Origin of the sequence: Pseudoflavonifractor sp. An44 (assembly GCF_002161675.1) — a bacterium.
GTDB classification, from domain to species: domain Bacteria; phylum Bacillota; class Clostridia; order Oscillospirales; family Oscillospiraceae; genus Enterenecus; species Enterenecus faecium.
In genome coordinates, this window is record NZ_NFIH01000016.1 from 40480 (window position 1) to 55567 (window position 15088).

The window sequence follows — 15088 nt, forward strand, 5'->3', positions numbered from 1 at the left end:
GTTGACCATGATCGCATCACGCGGTTCATGGTCTTTTTGTTTATTCGAAAAAAGAAGGAGAGAGGAACCCCCATGAAACAGAAACTCTTTGCCCTGCTCCTGGCGGTGGCGCTGGTGCTGTCCCTGGCGGCCTGTACCGCCAGCCCTTCGGACTCCGGCTCCAACACCTCTGCCAGCCAGGCACCGGCCGCGGACGTCCCCGACGTCCCCGACTTCACCGACGTGGACACCTCCACCATCCCCGGATTGGAGGACGGCGTGCTCACCGTGGGTATGGAGTGCGCCTACGCCCCCTACAACTGGATGCAGATGGACGACTCCAACGGAGCCGTGCCCATCTCCAACGTGTCCGGGTCCTACGCCAACGGCTATGACGTGATGATCGCCAAGCGCATCTGTGAGGCCTACGGCTGGGAGCTGGAAGTGGTGTCCAGCTCCTGGGACTCCCTGACCCCCGCCGTCCAGGCGGGCACCATGGACGCCAACATCGCCGGCCAGTCCATGACCGCCGACCGGATGAAGGAAGTGGACATGGCTGGCCCCTACTACTACGCCACCATCGTGTGCCTGACCTCCAAGGACAGCCCCTACGCCTCCGCCACCTCCATTGCCGACCTGGCCGGGGGCATCTGCACCGCCCAGTCCGGCACCATCTGGTATGACTCCTGTCTGCCCCAGATTCCCGACGCCAACATCCTGTCCCCCGCCGACAACGCCCCTGCCATGATTATGCAGCTGCAAACCGGCATGGCCGACTTCATCTGCACCGACATGCCCACCGCCAAGGGCGCCGCCGCCAAGGACGACAACCTGGTGGTGCTGGACTTCTCCGGCACCGACGGGGACTTCCAGTTTGAGACCGAGGCTGAGCGGGCGGAGAACGTGAACATCGGCATTTCCGTGAAGAAGGGCAACACCCAGCTCAAGGACGCCATGGACGCCGTGCTCTCCCAGCTCACAGCGGAGGACTTTGACGCCATCATGGACCAGGCCATCGCTGCCCAGCCCGCCACCGACGACACCGACGCCAACCTCTTTGTCAAGCTGGGCCACGACATGGCCCAGCTGTGGAGTGAGTACCACACCGGCTACCTCAAGGGCATCTTGAACACCCTAGTGCTGGCCGTGGCCGCCACCGTCATTGGCTGTATCATCGGCCTGGTGTGCGGCATTCTGAACACCATCCCCTACGCCAAGCAGGACCCCCTGCCCAAGCGGGTCATCCTGAAGGTGATTCGGGCCCTGGTGCGCATCTATGTGGAGGTATTCCGCGGTACTCCCATGGTGCTGCAAGCGGTGTTTATCTACTATGGCCTGCCCTACTTCACCAATGGCTCGGTGGCCTTCCGGGGCTCCTCCGGCATCTGGCTGGCCTCCATCATCGTGGTGTCCATCAACACCGGCGCCTACATGGCCGAGTCGGTGCGTGGCGGTATCATCTCCATTGACCCCGGTCAGACTGAGGGCGCCCGGGCCATCGGCATGAACCACTTCCAGACCATGACCTCGGTGATTCTGCCCCAGGCCATCCGCAACATCATCCCCCAGATCGGCAACAACTTCATCATCAACATCAAGGATACGTCCGTGATGTTCATCATCAGCTTCACCGAGTTCTTCGCCTTCCACCGCTACATCGTGGGCGTGAACAACATGTACTTCCCCTCCGCCGCCATCGAGATGATCGGCTACCTGACCATGACCCTCATTGCCTCCGCCCTGCTGCGCCTCATTGAGAAGCGCATGGACGGCTCGGACAACTACGAGCTGGTGCAGGTGGATGCCCTGACCATGGCCGCCGGGACCTACAGCCACCCCAACCGGGGCACGCCCTTTGACGAGCACAGCAAGGAACAGCGGGACCGCAACGGCAGCACGAGAGGAGAGCGGTAATATGAGCGACGCCATTTTACAAGTCAAGCACCTGTCCAAGTCCTTTGGCAGCCACCAGGTGCTGAAAGATATCGACTTCACCGTCCGGCCCGGAGACGTGACCTCCATCATCGGCGCCTCCGGCTCGGGCAAGTCCACCCTGCTGCGGTGCATCAACCTCCTGGAGACCCCCTCCGCCGGAGACATCCTCTTCCACGGGGAGAACATCACCGCCCGGGGCTTTAACCCCTGCCGCTACCGCTCCCAGGTGGGCATGGTGTTCCAGTCCTTCAACCTGTTCAACAACATGACCGTGCTGGAAAACTGCATGGTGGGCCAGGTGAAGGTGCTGAAAAAGTCCAAGGCCGAGGCCAAGGAAAACGCCATGAAGTACTTAGAGCAGGTGGGCATGGCCCCCTACATCAACGCCCGCCCCCGGCAGATCTCCGGCGGCCAGCGCCAGCGGGTGGCCATCGCCCGGGCCCTGGCCATGGAGCCGGAGGTGCTGCTCTTCGACGAGCCCACCTCCGCCCTGGACCCGGAGATGGTGGGCGAGGTGCTCTCCGTCATGCGGGACCTGGCCTCCCAGGGCATGACCATGCTGGTGGTGACCCACGAGATGGCCTTCGCCCGGGACGTGTCCAACCACGTGGTGTTCATGGCCGATGGAGTCATCTGCGAGCAGGGCGACCCCAAGGACGTGTTCACCAACCCCAAGCAGACCCGGACCCGGGAGTTTTTGTCCCGTTTTATGGGAGAATGAGAAACCCGCCCCGGCAGAGTGCAAACGTTGTACTCCGCCGGGGCGGGTTTTAATGAATAATGAAAAATGAATAGTGAATAAGTATGGTGTGCCCCACAGTGGCACGAATTTTAATTTGAGGTGGAGACTTGAGGGCAGTTTCCCCTTGCCAACTTGGCCGCGATTTAGTACAATAAAGGTTGACAGTTTGTAAAGAAGGAGGGCTTCCATATGACGAGAGATGAAGCCTTTGAATTTTTAGACCGCACCGCCCGGGGCATTGCCGAGATGTTCGGCTCCTCCTGTGAGACGCTGGTGCACGACATGGGAGTCCCCTCCCATCCCATTTTGTCCATCTATAACGGCCATGTCTCCGGCCGAGAGGTGGGCTCCACCATGGATATCCTGGGCATCGGCCTGGAGCTGGATGCCGACTCCTCGGTGACGGATTTTGTCAACCTGGCCGCCACCACCCCCGACGGACGCCAGACCAAATCCTCCACCTTCCACATGATCGGCGAGGACTACAACCTGGCCCTGGGCATCAACTTCGACTACACCTCTCTGGTGTTTGCCAACCGCATTCTGGTGGACCTGATGAGCGCCAGCTCGGACTTGCAGTCCGCCCTGTGGCAGGAGGGGGACTCCAAGCAGCTGGCCGACCTCTTCGAGCGGTGCCTGGCCGCCCTGGGCAAGCCGGTGGACGCTCTGAATAAGAAGGACCGCCTGCGCATGATTGCCATGCTGGAGCAGAAAAACGCCTTCTCCTTCCGCAAATCCGTGCCCTATGTGGCCAAGCACCTGGGGGTGTCCCGGTACACGGTGTACAAGTACCTGGGCGAGCTGGCCGAGCACAGCGAGGAGGAATAATCCCCCTTTCTTCCCTTGTTTTTTCCGCCTCGGTGGACTACAATGTGGAATAGTTATACATTCGTTTACATAAGGAGATCATACATCATGTATCGTGAACAGTTAGAAGCTTATTTTCAGGACAAGCAGGACATGCTGGTGGACGCCGTGTGCCGCCTGGTGTCCATTGACAGCGTGGAGGGCGAGCCCGCGCCCGGCGCTCCCTTCGGCCCCGGCCCCGCCGCCGCGCTGGAAGAGGGCCTGAAGCTGGCCCAGGAGTGGGGCCTCATCACCCAAAACCACGAGGGCTACGTGGGCACCGCCGACCTGTGCGACAAGGAAGACGCCCTGCACATTCTGGGCCATCTGGACGTGGTGGCCCCCGGCGAGGGCTGGACCGTCACCCAGCCCTATCAGCCCAAGGTGGTAGATGGCCTCATCTATGGCCGTGGCACCGACGACGACAAGGGCCCTGTGGTGGCCTCCCTGCTGGCCATGAAGGCGGTGAAGGACCTGGGTGTGCCCCTGAAGTCCAACTGCCGCCTCATCATGGGCACCAACGAGGAGAGCGGCTCCGGGGACATCGCCTGGTACTTTGCCCGCCACCCCTTCGCCCCCGCCACCTTCTCCCCTGACTCCGGCTACCCCGTCATCAACACCGAGAAGGGCGGCTTAAAGCCCACCTTCTCCCGCTCCTGGCCCGTCCAGGAGGCTCTGCCCCGGGTGAAGTGGCTCCACGGCGGCTTCCGCATCAACGTGCTCCCCGGCGACGCTGAGGCAGCGGTGGAGGGGCTCACCCTCCACGACGTGCACCCCTTCGCCCGGGACATCACCGCCCGCACCGGCATCACCTTCACCTGCACCAGCCAGGACGGCTGCACCGTCATCCACGCCAAAGGCGAGGGCAGCCACGCCGCCTGGCCTGAGGGGGGCAACAACGCCGTCACCGGCCTCATCGCCCTGCTGTGCGCCCTGCCTCTGGCCGAGGGTCCCTGCAAGGAGGCCCTGAACCAGCTCAACACCCTGCTTCCCCACGGGGACTACCACGGGCGGGCCCTGGGCATCGCCCAGTCCGAGCCCATCGCCGGGGATTTGACCGTGGCTTTCACCCTGCTGGAGGTCACCGAGACCGGACTCACCGGCCGCTTTGACTCCCGGGTGCCCCTGTGCGCCACCAAGGAAAACTGTGAGGACGTGGCCCGGGCCGCTTTTGAAACGAGTGGCTTCACCTTTGAAGGTGAGCAGGAGGAGGCCCACCACACCCCCGCCGACTCCCCCTTCGTGCAGACGCTGCTGAAGCGGTACGAGGAGTACACTGGACAAAAGGGCGAGTGCCTGTCCACCGGCGGCGGCACCTACGTCCACGAGATTCCCGGCGGCGTGGCCTTCGGCTGCACCATGCCCGGGTTTGACACCCACCTCCACGGGGCGGACGAGCGGGTGAAGATCGCCGACCTGATGCTGTCGGCCAAGCTCTTTGCCCACATTATCCTTGATATGTGCGCTGAATAATCTTCTGGGGCCGCTGCACCATGCAGCGGCCCCTTTGGTTTTTCGGCACACTGGGGAAAAAGTTTCCCCTTCTCTTATTTCTTTGTTCCAGCCCTCCGGCCTGGTGGGGACGCTCCCCGCTGGGGGTTTCTTTTGAGCGGGCAAAAGAAACCAAAACCCGCTTAGGGCGTTCCCCCCTAAGTACCCCCCTGGGGTACGAGGCTGACGTGCGTCAAGTCTATGGTCGTCCCGTCACCCTTGCTGTGGCTCCTGTCGCTGCCACCACACCAGGCAACCTTGGGCAGCTGGCCCTATAGCCAGGCAATTTCCACGTCCGGGCCTATCCTGGCCAAGCGGCGTTCCCGCCGCCGGGAGCCTAGCTTCCGGTCGCTGGGAACAGCGGCTCACCAGGGTAAGGCCCTGGGGACAGAAGCATTGTCTGCCAGAGAAGTAGGTACTTTCTGTAGAATTTCCACGCCATCCATGTGACCCCACCAGGCCAAGGGCCGAAACAAGGAGAACGCAGGGGCATCCAGTACCGCGGGGTGGATTCCACAAGGCGGGGGAAGGCCCCGCCTTTGGCGATTCTTTCCCCAATTTCTCATCGCGGAGAAATTGGGGAAAGCGGAGCGTCCCTGCCAGGGGCGCTGGTTTCCGCCTGAGAAATCGGAGGAGAGCAAGCCCCTCAGGTCAGAGACAAAGAATTGCACCATTCTTCCCTGGCCCTTGTCAGGTGGATGTGGTACAATGAACTCAGATCTGCGGCCCGCCCGTTTGCGGGCCATTGAGGAGGTCATACTATGTTCAACTACTTCTGGTCCCGCAACGCCTCGGTGGGCATGGCGGTGCTCTACATCGCCCTGGGCCTGCCCCTGGTCCTCTTTCCCGCCGCCGTGGGTACCGCCTTTGTCTGGGCCCTGGCCATCGGCTGTGTGGTGTACGCCATTCCCCACCTCATCCGCTACCTCCAGGGCCGGAAAGTGGGCCAGTCCTTCGGAGGCGACCTGTTTCTCACCGTTTTACCCCTGTTCTTCGCCCTGTTCGCCCTCTTCCGCCCCCATGTGATTCTCTCCTTTCTCCCCTTCGTGCTGGGCGCTCTGCTGCTCATGGACGGGGTGGGAAAGCTGCCCCTGATGCTGGCGGCCATCCAGGACCACGCCCCCGGCCTGGCCTTCTGCGTCATCTCCACTCTGGTGCCCCTCATCGTGGGTCTGGTACTCATCGTCAACCCCTTCCAGGCCGCCCAGATGGTCATCATGGTCTTTGGCATCGGCCTCATTGTGGACGGCATCGGCGACCTCATCACCGCCCTGTCCGCCCGTCACCCCTGATACCTGGAGGTCCCTTTATATGAAATACCACTCCCTGCTCCCCCGGGAGCGCGCCGAGCGTCTGAATAAGCGGATTACCGAAGGCATGATGTCCGCTTTGAAAACCATCCACTCCGCCACCTCCCCCGACTCCATGGACCCCGCCGACCTGAACCGTCAGCGCAGAGGCCAGGAGGTGCTGGGGCGGCTGGCCTCTCCCCCCATCGGCTTTAGCTGGGAGCCCTTTACCCACCACCAGATGTCCATGGCCTGGGTGCGCCCCGAGCGGGGCCACCAGCGGCGGCGGGTCATCCTCTACTGCCACGGCGGCGGCTACACCAGCGGCAATCTGGGCTACGCCCGGGTGCTGGCGGCCAAACTATCCGCCGCCACCGGCTGTGAGACCCTGGCCTTCCAGTACCGTCTGGCCCCGGAGCACCCCTACCCCGCCGCCTTAGAGGACGCCCTCACCGCCTGGGACTACCTGATGCACCTGGGGTATGGCGCCCGGGACGTCATTGTGGCCGGGGACTCCGCCGGGGGCAACCTGGCTTTGGAACTGACCTTGAAGCTGAAAGAGTCCGGGCGGTTCCTACCCGGGCGGCTGGTGCTCTTCTCCCCCTGGACCGACCTCACCGCCTCCGGGGAGTCCTACCAGAGCGCCCGGGACTTAGACCCCATGCTCACCATGAACTACATCCAGGCGGTGCGCTCCGCCTACGCCCCTCAGACCGACTGGAGCGACCCGCACCTGTCCCCCCTGTTTGCCGATCTCCACGGCTTTCCCCCCACCCTCATCCACGTGGGAGAGCGGGAAATCCTCCGGGACGACTCCACCGCCCTGGCTCAAAAGCTGCGGGAGGCGGAAGTGCCCTGCGTCATCCGCACCTGGCCGGACATGTGGCACGTGTTCCAGATGTTCCCTCTGAAAAGCGCTGGGGAGGCCATGGAGCACGTGGCGGATTTTTTACAGCGTTACGATTAAATGCCCTTTCCATTTGGCAAGTTTTCCAACAAAGAAATAAGGAGAGTATCCTATTATGACGGATGCCCAGTTAAACTATCATCTTCGATATTGTGGTAAAGGTTTTTTTGTGGAATTTTTTCCAAATTTAAATTCTATTCTATGGACAGACTCAACCCAAGTTCATGCAGCCACAGAGGAAATCTTCCATAAGCTGATAACAAAACAGCGGCCCGATGGGCGGCCATACACACTCAGTGGGCTAGCCGCTCGCATGTCTCATTGCCGCTACATCTTTTTAGAACAACAGCAGTGGGCCGCTTTGCGCAATATTACTCACTCTAAAGTTACACCCAAACAAAGACAGCTAGCTCACACATATCTTAGTCTAATTCCTTCACATACTTGTTAAGATCAAAAATGCGTCTATATCAAATGCAGGCCCCCCAACTTCCCACCAGCCCAAATGGCTAGGGGAATCCTGGAGCGCCTGCATTTTTATCTATTTAACTGCAGTTAATCCCGCCGCCCGCTCCGTGGCGGAAACCTCCCAGGCCCTGGCCCAGGCTCTGGCGCTGTGGCCGTACCACCAGTACACCGCCCTGTGGCAGGTGGCGGTGCACAACCGGGACGCCCAGGAGGCCCTCACCCGGTTGGAGCAGATGCTGGAGACCCTGGAGCAGCCCTGGCAGCTGGGGGACACGGTGCTGTACCGCCGCATGGCCCCCCAGGCCAAGGAGTTCCAGCCCGGAGAACTGCGGGCCCTGCTGCTGGGCCAGCTGGAGCAGGACCCGGACCTCAGTTGGCTGCGGGAGCACCCCCGGGCCCAGGCCCTTCTCCAACGCATTCACCCATGAGGAAACCCCCGGCGGCTCAATTCTTGAGCCGCCGGGGGTCTTGTGTTTCAAGTATATTCCGCAAACAGCACTTGTCGAAATTCTTGTTCGCTTACCTTCATTTGCTCCACAAAGCTCTGGTAATTCTCTGCATTCTGTGGAATCTTCAGGCCGTGTTTCACCACCGTCACGTCCTCTCTCGGCTGGACGTTTCTCTCATAGGTACAGCCCCGGTTCATGTGCAGAACCACGTCTTTGTTCTGGTCTGCCTCGGGATAGAGATAAAATCCTTTTTGGGCCTCAAAGCGAAACAGATAGGCCAACAGCTGCAAATAGTCTCGGTTCCCGATATTGGTGGACGGCTTGTATTTTGCGTCTGCAATCACACGATGTTTTCTGTCTCTGCCAATAAAATCAGGGTAAATCCAACCACTGTTTCCGGCAAACAGTCGCTGAGCACCCTCCCTGCTCCGGTTCATGGGGTGGTAAAACCGCTCCTGGATGAGGGTATTGACATATTCCTCCCACAGCCATGCACCATCAAACAAAATTCCATACACCTGCCGTGACCCGCTGCCAATCTGATGTTTCTGATGCTGCAAAATCAACAGGCACAGGAGCTGCAAGGCCCGGTATTCATGATAATAGGCGTGTCTGACGATGTTGTGCTTATTTTCGGCAATCAGTTTTCCCCGATCATAGGGTTGGTAGCGGGCCGTTGCGTCCACCACCATCTGGACTTCATCCTTCACCTTTGCCAGGATTCCTCGTCCATAGGGTTTCTTGCGAATGTATTCGATGGTATGCCGTACCAACTCCATCAATCCATTGTCGTAGGAATACTCCCTCTGGTTATAGGCCACACGTCCGGTAAAGGGTGTATTCCTCTTAATATGCCTGGCAATATCAATAGCTCCTTTGATATGGCTGTCATTGTACGGATTGTGGATATAGGTTTTGTAAATTCCCTTCCGCATTGCAGTCCTCAGATAGTGTGGAAAGAGAAACAGAAGGAACTGGAACAGTTTATTTTCATGATCCGCATCGGTTTCTAAGTTTACCAAGTTGGGAAAATCCAGCACACGATCCAGCAAATATTGAAAGAAATAGTCGTGACGAGATGTGGAAAAACGGGATTCTATCACCAGTCTCTGATTCCCACACCCCAGATAGCCCATCACATTCCCGGAACAATAGCAGTCATTGACGCTTTGTAGCACCATTTGATCGGCCACCATATCCTCTGCATCTTCCATCACCGCAGGAAAGACAAAAACTCCCTCGTATTCCAGCTGTTTGAGGGTCTTATCTGCAATTTTTTTGGTAAGCAGCGGGATGTCCGAAAAGGCCTCTTTCCTGGTGGAGGTATTGTCCTTAATTTTCAGCGGCTTCATCGCTCTTCTCACCATCTGGCTGTTGGTAGCCGTATGCCTTGGCTAACCGCTGCATGATACTCTCCTCGTCGTACATTCCCCGGATGTAGTCTTGCAGCAGGGGCTGGAGATAATCGGTCCACAGTTGATCAAAGGTCAGAGTCTTTAATTTGAGGAAATAGGCAGCGCCGATTTGATAGTTTTCGTTCAGGTCCTCCACCTTGACAATCTCCTGGTTCAGGGCCGACATGCGCCGAATCGCCTCGGCCTCCAGCACTTCATCCTCCAACTGATCCAGCATATCCAGGCATTCGTCCGCTTTCAGCTCCACAAACCGGAACCTGCGCCGCATGGCAAAGTCAAAGCTATCCACCGATCGGTCAATGTCGTTCATGGTTCCAATGATGTAGACATTCTCGGGGATAAAGAACTTCTCGTCGGGGTCCGCATGGAGATTTGCATATTGGGTGGAAACCTCCCCCGCTCTGCCACGGTAGCCGGGGTCTATGGCAAAAAACAGCTCGCCAAAAATTTTGGATATCTCGCCACGGTTGATTTCATCCATGATAAACACATACTTTTTCAGTGCTTCCTGCCCAGGCACCCGCTTGGAGGCCGTATACTTGGTTGCCTGAATGGCCTTATAAATGGCAAAGTCATAGGAAAATTCCTGTGTGGCAAACCGCTTTCCAAAAAAGTTGGTCACATCCTTGATTTTCTCAAATCTCTGGCCAGACTCCAGCATGCTGCTAATCTCGTCGATGTTAAGACGCAGCCGCTTCACTGTGGCATTACCAGGAATGGAGACCTGCACATGCTGATCGTCCACACTGGTAATATAGAACTCGTTTCCGCTGATGGTTTGAAAGCGCGTCCCGTCCAGCTCGATGCTGGAAAAGAAGTTCTCCATGGCGTCCTGTGCAGATACCTCTTTCTGGATGACCTCCTTGGGCTTTTGGGAGTCCTCATAGTTCTTTCGGGCCCGGGAAATAAACTTCTTAAAGACGCCATCTTGAAGCTCAAAGCCCATGGAACCGTCCTCATTTACCTTGGGCCGGAGGCCCTCCACAAAGTCGGAGTAGTCATAGCTGGGGTGGAACTGTACAAACTCCACCTGCTTTCTCTGCTCTGGCGTCAGTCTGTTATAGTCACTTGTCTCCCCGTTGCTGATGATATCGGCGGCCATGGACCGGGCCAAATAGGACTTTCCAGTGCCGGGAGCCCCTCGAAAGATGACGTTTTTCGACTCCAACAGCATGGAGGAATAGGGATTTTGATACCCCGGCCCTGGAGGAACGATTGTTTCTTGCTGTTCCCCTCCGCCGGAAGGCAAAGCAAGCTCTTTCTCATCCTTTTCCCGATACCGAAGCACGAACTCATCTCCCGGTGCTCCAAATCGCTTCAGACACTCCTGCACAAAGAGGAGGGTTGAGAAGATATTCCAGCGATAGAACACAAACTTCTCACCGTTATTACAGTGATATACTAGATATTCATATGTATTCCGGTATCTTTTGAACTCCTCCACACTGGGATAAATGCCGCAAATCATCATATGAGTGGGCTTATATTGACAGATCGGAAAATTTTGTTTTTCTTCCATAGACAAGGCCTGTAGCTGTTTCTCAAACACCTGACAGGCCAGACGTGGCAACGTCATATTGGAATTTCTCTGCTCTGCTTTTTTTCGTTTTCTTGTAATTCGCCGTCCATCTGCCCTTTGAAAGTACACTTCCAGCGGCCTATAGTAGTCCCCCAAACCCAATTCCTCCATGGAAAACTCCTCATCTGTGGAGGTGACCTCCTCTGCGGTGATGGTGAGCTGGTAGGTCTGCTGCTTTACATCCACCCGGAAGCCCTGTTTCAGCAAAAACGCCCTGGCCTCTGAGCCATGGAACGTCGCGGTGGAAATTTCTCCCCCGTTGGCCAGGTGATTTGCCACAGCAATCACATATTTGGGGGGATATTTCTTCCCATTCTCTCCAATCAGCTCATATCTCACACTTTGATGATTGGAAGGGACTTTATGGACATCAATGTATTTTAAAGCCTCCACGATGTCCTGATAGTTTAACTTTGGAATTGCCATAAGACACCTCAAGTACAAGTTTTTTCTCTATAACTTCGCCCTCTTGGCACAAGCAGCGTTTCCTCCTTGGAGAAAACGCTGCTGAGGCCTCATATTTCGGGATTTATTTTTAGAAGTGGAATCTCCGCCGTACCTCCCGGCGCAAATCCGGCCGATAGCGGATGATGAGCAGGGGCACCATGAGGGTCACCCCCACCACCGCCACCACCAGGGACCACATGGGCCGATAGCCGCCCAAAAACAGGTCAATGCACAGCTCCAGCCACAGCATCAGCACCACGCAGCTGCCCAGCACCAGCATACACCGGCTCAAAATGGAGCGCAGGGGGAGAATATACCACAAAAACAGGATGACCACCGAGCACCCCCACCAGATGGGCAGGGCCAGCCGTCCCAGCCAGCTGCCCCCATGCACCGCCATAGCGATGACCCAGAGGAAGCCCGCCACCGCCAGCAGGTCCAGCCCCACCAGGAAGATGGAGTGCAACGAGCGCAGCAGCAAGGGGAGCACCGTCCACACCCACAGCATGGCACAGGCCCCCGCCACAATGGCGGACCAGGGCATCCCCCGCCACCAAAACAGCAGGTTGAGCACCACACAGCACAGGCCCACCACCCCGTACAGAGCGGAGAGCAGCACCGCCACCTCTCTGTGATTCACCGGCTCCACCTCCCGCCGCTCCACGGGGAAATTGGGGGGAATGGTGGTGTCCACCGGACACACCGGGTTGACCACCGGGGTCTGGCACAGGGGACACTTGGCAGCGTCCTTGTCCAGCTCCACCCCGCAGTTGACACAGTATGACATGGCCTGATTTCACTCCCTTCGATTGGATGTAATCTTCACGTGGAGCCCATCCTGTACCAGCGTGCGGAAAAAGTCCCGCTCCACGTCCGTCTCCTTCACCGTCCCGGCAAAGGTGATCTCCATCATGTCCCCGTAGCTGATGGAGGCGCAGTTCACCCGGGGGGTGTAGGACTGGCCCAGCACCACCTCCATGTGCTGGATGTGGGGCTCCATCTCTTTGGGCACCCGGAAGGCCCCGGGGTTGGTATACGTGGTGGAGTAGGGGCGGTTGCCCGCCAGACGGTACCCTAAGTCCACGGCAAAGTTCTTCACTGGCACCGGAATGAGCTGGAGGGGCAAAAACCGCTGGAGAAACACGTTGCAGGTGATGACTCCCTGCATCTCCTGGCGGGTGATGTGCAGCCGCATGTGGTGGTGCACCTGGGAGATGATCTCCTCCAAGGTGTAGTCCCCCAGCTCGGGGTCAATGGAGGGGCGCACCGTGAGGATGAAGTTGCGCATGCTGCGGGTGGGAAAATAGGGGCGCAGGTTGATGGGGATGGCCAGAGCCACCGGCAGCTCCCGCCGCCGCCCCTCCCGGCGCTGGCGGGCCAGAATGGACTGGATGAGCACAGCGGCCAGATACTCGGTGATGGAGGCCCCATGGCCCTTGGCCACCTGGCGCAGGGCCTGCACCGACACAAAGCCCATGGTGACGTTGAGGGTGTAGAAGGGCTCCGGGGTTCCGGTACAGGGGTAGGCCTTGGGCTCGGACTTGCCCAGCCGCACCCGGGACCGGGCGTACCGGGCGTAGGCGTCCTCCCACTCCTGGGGGTCCGGGGCCTCGTCCACGTCCAGAATCCCCTCCTCATTGGGGATCTCCTCCCCCAGCTCCCGCAAGTACACCGCCAACAGGGTCTTGAAGAGCACCAGCGCCCCGCCGCCGTCGGCCAGGGCGTGGAACACCTCCATGGAGATGCGGTGGCGGTAGTAGAAAAACCGGATGAGCTGGTCCTTGTTCTGAAAATACACCGGCTGACAGGGGTTTTGAATGTCCGGCTGCAAAAAGGGCCCGGGGGTGTCGTCCGGCTCGAAGTAGTACCAGAATACCCCCTTGCGGATTTTCACATGGAAGCCGGGGAACCGGGGCATGGTGCGGTCAATGGCCCGCTGGAGGGCCTGGGGGTCCACCTCCTGAGTCATGACGGCGGAAAAGCGGTACACCGCCGAATAGGTGCCGCTCTGGATGGCAGAGTACATCATGGCGGCGTTATCCAGCTGAAACCAGCCCTTGTCCTGTCCTCTCCGCCTAACCATACTCCACCCCCCTTTCGTTTGCTTTATTATAATACGCCCTTTTGACCGTGGCAATACCGCAAAACCTGCCGACTGCGTTGACACCCACTCGCTCCGCCTGTTACAATGGCCTCACAGGCGGCTCCTACGCCGTCAATTCCTCTCAAGGGGGTTTTTACAAATGGGACTCATCAATAAACTGGGCGGCTCCATGCTGCAAGGGATGGCTGGCAACCTCAACGAGGTCTCCCCCGAGGCCCTGAACCAGGAGTTCGGCATGTATCTCATGGACGGCGAGACCATCGCCATGGGCTTCCGGCTCATCCGGGACGTGGTGATCTTCACCGACAAGCGCATCATCGACTTTGACAAGCAGGGCGCCACCGGCGTGAAAATGCGGGTGGATTCCATCAACCTGAGCACCATCATCCACGTCTCTGCGGAGACGGCGGGCTTTGGCGCCGACGACAGCGAGATCAATGTCCACTACATCGCCTCCCCCTACTTCAAGTGCAGCGGCGGCGTGGAAGTGGCGGAAAAGAAGTTCGAGTTCCCCAAGAAATACAACATCCAGCCCCTGTACAAGTATTTGCAGGAGATCGCCTACCACAACCACGAGACCCTGAACCACTAAACAGCAAAAAACACCCCGGAGAACTCCGTTCTCCGGGGTGTTCTGTGTCTTTCTGGTGTTTAGCCGATGGCAATGGTGGTGCTTCTGGGCAGCTCCTTCTTCACATGCTTGGGCATGGACAGCTTGAGGATACCGTCCTCATATTTGGCGGAGATGTCCTGGGGCTCCACATCCCCCACGTAGAAGCTGCGGCTGCAGGCGCCCACATACCGCTCCTGGCGGATGTACTTGCCCTTCTTGTCTTCCTCGTCCTTATCCAGACCCTTAGCGGCCTGGATGGTCAGATAGCCGTCCTTCAAATCCACCTGGATTTCGTCCTTCTTGAACCCGGGCAGATCCACGTCCAGCTCATAGCTGTTCTCGGTCTCCCGCACGTCGGTCTTCATCAAGTTCTTGGCGTGCTTGCCGTACAGAGGGTTGCGGCCGTTGTTCCACACGGGGAACATCCCAAAGTCATCACCAAAGAAATCATCAAACAAATTCTCACCAAAAATGCTGGGCAACATAAGTCATTCCTCCATTCGTTGCATTCATTGATGCCCTGCGGGAGAAGCTCTTTCGAGCCCCTCTTCTTGGAACAATTATGTTATAACACCGCCAATTAGCACTGTCAAGGCGAGAGTGCTAATGTTTACATGTTATGTGATGTTTGTTCATAAAATATGCGATTTCTCCCGGTGGGCTCACCGCACTCTCCCATTCGCTCAAAAAAGCACGGCCAGCTGGATGATATGCTCCCTCTATGAGAGACAGTGAAATAAAACACTGTCAAACATAGGGGGAGCATTGCTATGCCACAGAAACAAAAGGTCAGTATAGAGACAAAGGTCACAATCATACAAGAT

13 protein-coding genes are annotated in these 15088 nt (G+C 58.1%); 8 read left to right on the top strand and 5 right to left on the bottom strand.

Going from position 1 to position 15088, the window contains the following annotated elements; all coding sequences use genetic code 11:
- The first annotated feature begins 72 nt into the window (after window positions 1-72).
- From B5F98_RS13340 to B5F98_RS08750, 7 genes are all read left to right on the top strand, one after another.
- Window positions 73-1893 carry an ABC transporter substrate-binding protein/permease gene (locus B5F98_RS13340; RefSeq protein WP_242955067.1) on the top strand — a complete coding sequence of 607 codons (1821 nt, stop codon included), beginning with the start codon at window positions 73-75 and terminating at the stop codon, window positions 1891-1893.
- Window position 1894: 1 nt separating this feature from the next.
- Complete coding sequence (locus B5F98_RS08725; RefSeq protein WP_087371501.1) at window positions 1895-2635, top strand: amino acid ABC transporter ATP-binding protein; 741 nt, start codon at window positions 1895-1897, stop codon at window positions 2633-2635.
- A 210-nt stretch (window positions 2636-2845) separates the two neighbouring features.
- Window positions 2846-3484, top strand: coding sequence for a helix-turn-helix transcriptional regulator (locus B5F98_RS08730; protein ID WP_087230607.1), 639 nt, complete (start codon window positions 2846-2848; stop codon window positions 3482-3484).
- A gap of 87 nt (window positions 3485-3571) precedes the next feature.
- A complete protein-coding gene (locus tag B5F98_RS08735; protein ID WP_087371504.1) occupies window positions 3572-4975 on the top strand; it encodes a Sapep family Mn(2+)-dependent dipeptidase in 1404 nt (467 codons plus the stop codon).
- A 779-nt stretch (window positions 4976-5754) separates the two neighbouring features.
- Window positions 5755-6285 (top strand): DUF308 domain-containing protein, encoded by a 531-nt coding sequence (locus B5F98_RS08740; protein ID WP_087371507.1) that lies wholly within the window; start codon window positions 5755-5757, stop codon window positions 6283-6285.
- 19 nt (window positions 6286-6304) lie between these two features.
- Complete coding sequence (locus B5F98_RS08745) at window positions 6305-7249, top strand: alpha/beta hydrolase (RefSeq protein ID WP_087371510.1); 945 nt, start codon at window positions 6305-6307, stop codon at window positions 7247-7249.
- Window positions 7250-7764: 515 nt separating this feature from the next.
- Window positions 7765-8085: a hypothetical protein gene (locus B5F98_RS08750; RefSeq protein WP_087371513.1), complete on the top strand. Its 321-nt coding sequence runs from the start codon at window positions 7765-7767 to the stop codon at window positions 8083-8085.
- A 47-nt stretch (window positions 8086-8132) separates the two neighbouring features.
- Here B5F98_RS08750 and B5F98_RS08755 read toward each other — a convergent pair whose 3' ends face one another.
- The 4 genes from B5F98_RS08755 to B5F98_RS08770 all read right to left on the bottom strand — a co-directional run bounded on the left by B5F98_RS08755 (window position 8133) and on the right by B5F98_RS08770 (window position 13630).
- Entirely contained in the window at window positions 8133-9458 is a 1326-nt protein-coding gene (locus tag B5F98_RS08755) for a hypothetical protein (RefSeq protein ID WP_087371517.1), read from the bottom strand.
- Entirely contained in the window at window positions 9439-11379 is a 1941-nt protein-coding gene (locus tag B5F98_RS08760) for an AAA family ATPase (RefSeq protein ID WP_242961638.1), read from the bottom strand. Before B5F98_RS08760 ends, B5F98_RS08755 begins: the two co-directional genes overlap by 20 nt.
- 256 nt (window positions 11380-11635) lie before the next feature.
- The gene (locus tag B5F98_RS08765; RefSeq protein WP_087371523.1) at window positions 11636-12334 is read right to left on the bottom strand and encodes a DUF6320 domain-containing protein; all 699 of its coding nucleotides are present in this window, start codon (window positions 12332-12334) and stop codon (window positions 11636-11638) included.
- Between the two features lie 9 nt (window positions 12335-12343).
- A complete protein-coding gene (locus tag B5F98_RS08770) occupies window positions 12344-13630 on the bottom strand; it encodes a hypothetical protein (protein ID WP_087371526.1) in 1287 nt (428 codons plus the stop codon).
- Window positions 13631-13790: 160 nt separating this feature from the next.
- Here B5F98_RS08770 and B5F98_RS08775 point away from each other — a divergent pair, with 160 nt between their 5' ends.
- Complete coding sequence (locus B5F98_RS08775; RefSeq protein ID WP_087230627.1) at window positions 13791-14243, top strand: PH domain-containing protein; 453 nt, start codon at window positions 13791-13793, stop codon at window positions 14241-14243.
- Between the two features lie 59 nt (window positions 14244-14302).
- Here the strand turns inward: B5F98_RS08775 and B5F98_RS08780 are convergent, their stop codons facing one another.
- Window positions 14303-14749: an Hsp20/alpha crystallin family protein gene (locus B5F98_RS08780; protein WP_087371529.1), complete on the bottom strand. Its 447-nt coding sequence runs from the start codon at window positions 14747-14749 to the stop codon at window positions 14303-14305.
- Between the last annotated feature and the right edge of the window lie 339 nt (window positions 14750-15088).

What these genes read in the sequence shown, in the direction of transcription:
- B5F98_RS08740 (WP_087371507.1), top strand. Translation starts at nt 5,755, where the DNA reads ATGTTCAACTACTTCTGGTCCCGCAACGCCTCGGTGGGCATGGCGGTG.
- B5F98_RS08765 (WP_087371523.1), bottom strand. Translation starts at nt 12,334, where the DNA reads ATGTCATACTGTGTCAACTGCGGGGTGGAGCTGGACAAGGACGCTGCC.
- B5F98_RS08745 (WP_087371510.1), top strand. Translation starts at nt 6,305, where the DNA reads ATGAAATACCACTCCCTGCTCCCCCGGGAGCGCGCCGAGCGTCTGAAT.
- B5F98_RS13340 (WP_242955067.1), top strand. Translation starts at nt 73, where the DNA reads ATGAAACAGAAACTCTTTGCCCTGCTCCTGGCGGTGGCGCTGGTGCTG.
- B5F98_RS08780 (WP_087371529.1), bottom strand. Translation starts at nt 14,749, where the DNA reads ATGTTGCCCAGCATTTTTGGTGAGAATTTGTTTGATGATTTCTTTGGT.
- B5F98_RS08770 (WP_087371526.1), bottom strand. Translation starts at nt 13,630, where the DNA reads ATGGTTAGGCGGAGAGGACAGGACAAGGGCTGGTTTCAGCTGGATAAC.
- B5F98_RS08735 (WP_087371504.1), top strand. Translation starts at nt 3,572, where the DNA reads ATGTATCGTGAACAGTTAGAAGCTTATTTTCAGGACAAGCAGGACATG.
- B5F98_RS08755 (WP_087371517.1), bottom strand. Translation starts at nt 9,458, where the DNA reads ATGAAGCCGCTGAAAATTAAGGACAATACCTCCACCAGGAAAGAGGCC.
- B5F98_RS08725 (WP_087371501.1), top strand. Translation starts at nt 1,895, where the DNA reads ATGAGCGACGCCATTTTACAAGTCAAGCACCTGTCCAAGTCCTTTGGC.
- B5F98_RS08730 (WP_087230607.1), top strand. Translation starts at nt 2,846, where the DNA reads ATGACGAGAGATGAAGCCTTTGAATTTTTAGACCGCACCGCCCGGGGC.
- B5F98_RS08775 (WP_087230627.1), top strand. Translation starts at nt 13,791, where the DNA reads ATGGGACTCATCAATAAACTGGGCGGCTCCATGCTGCAAGGGATGGCT.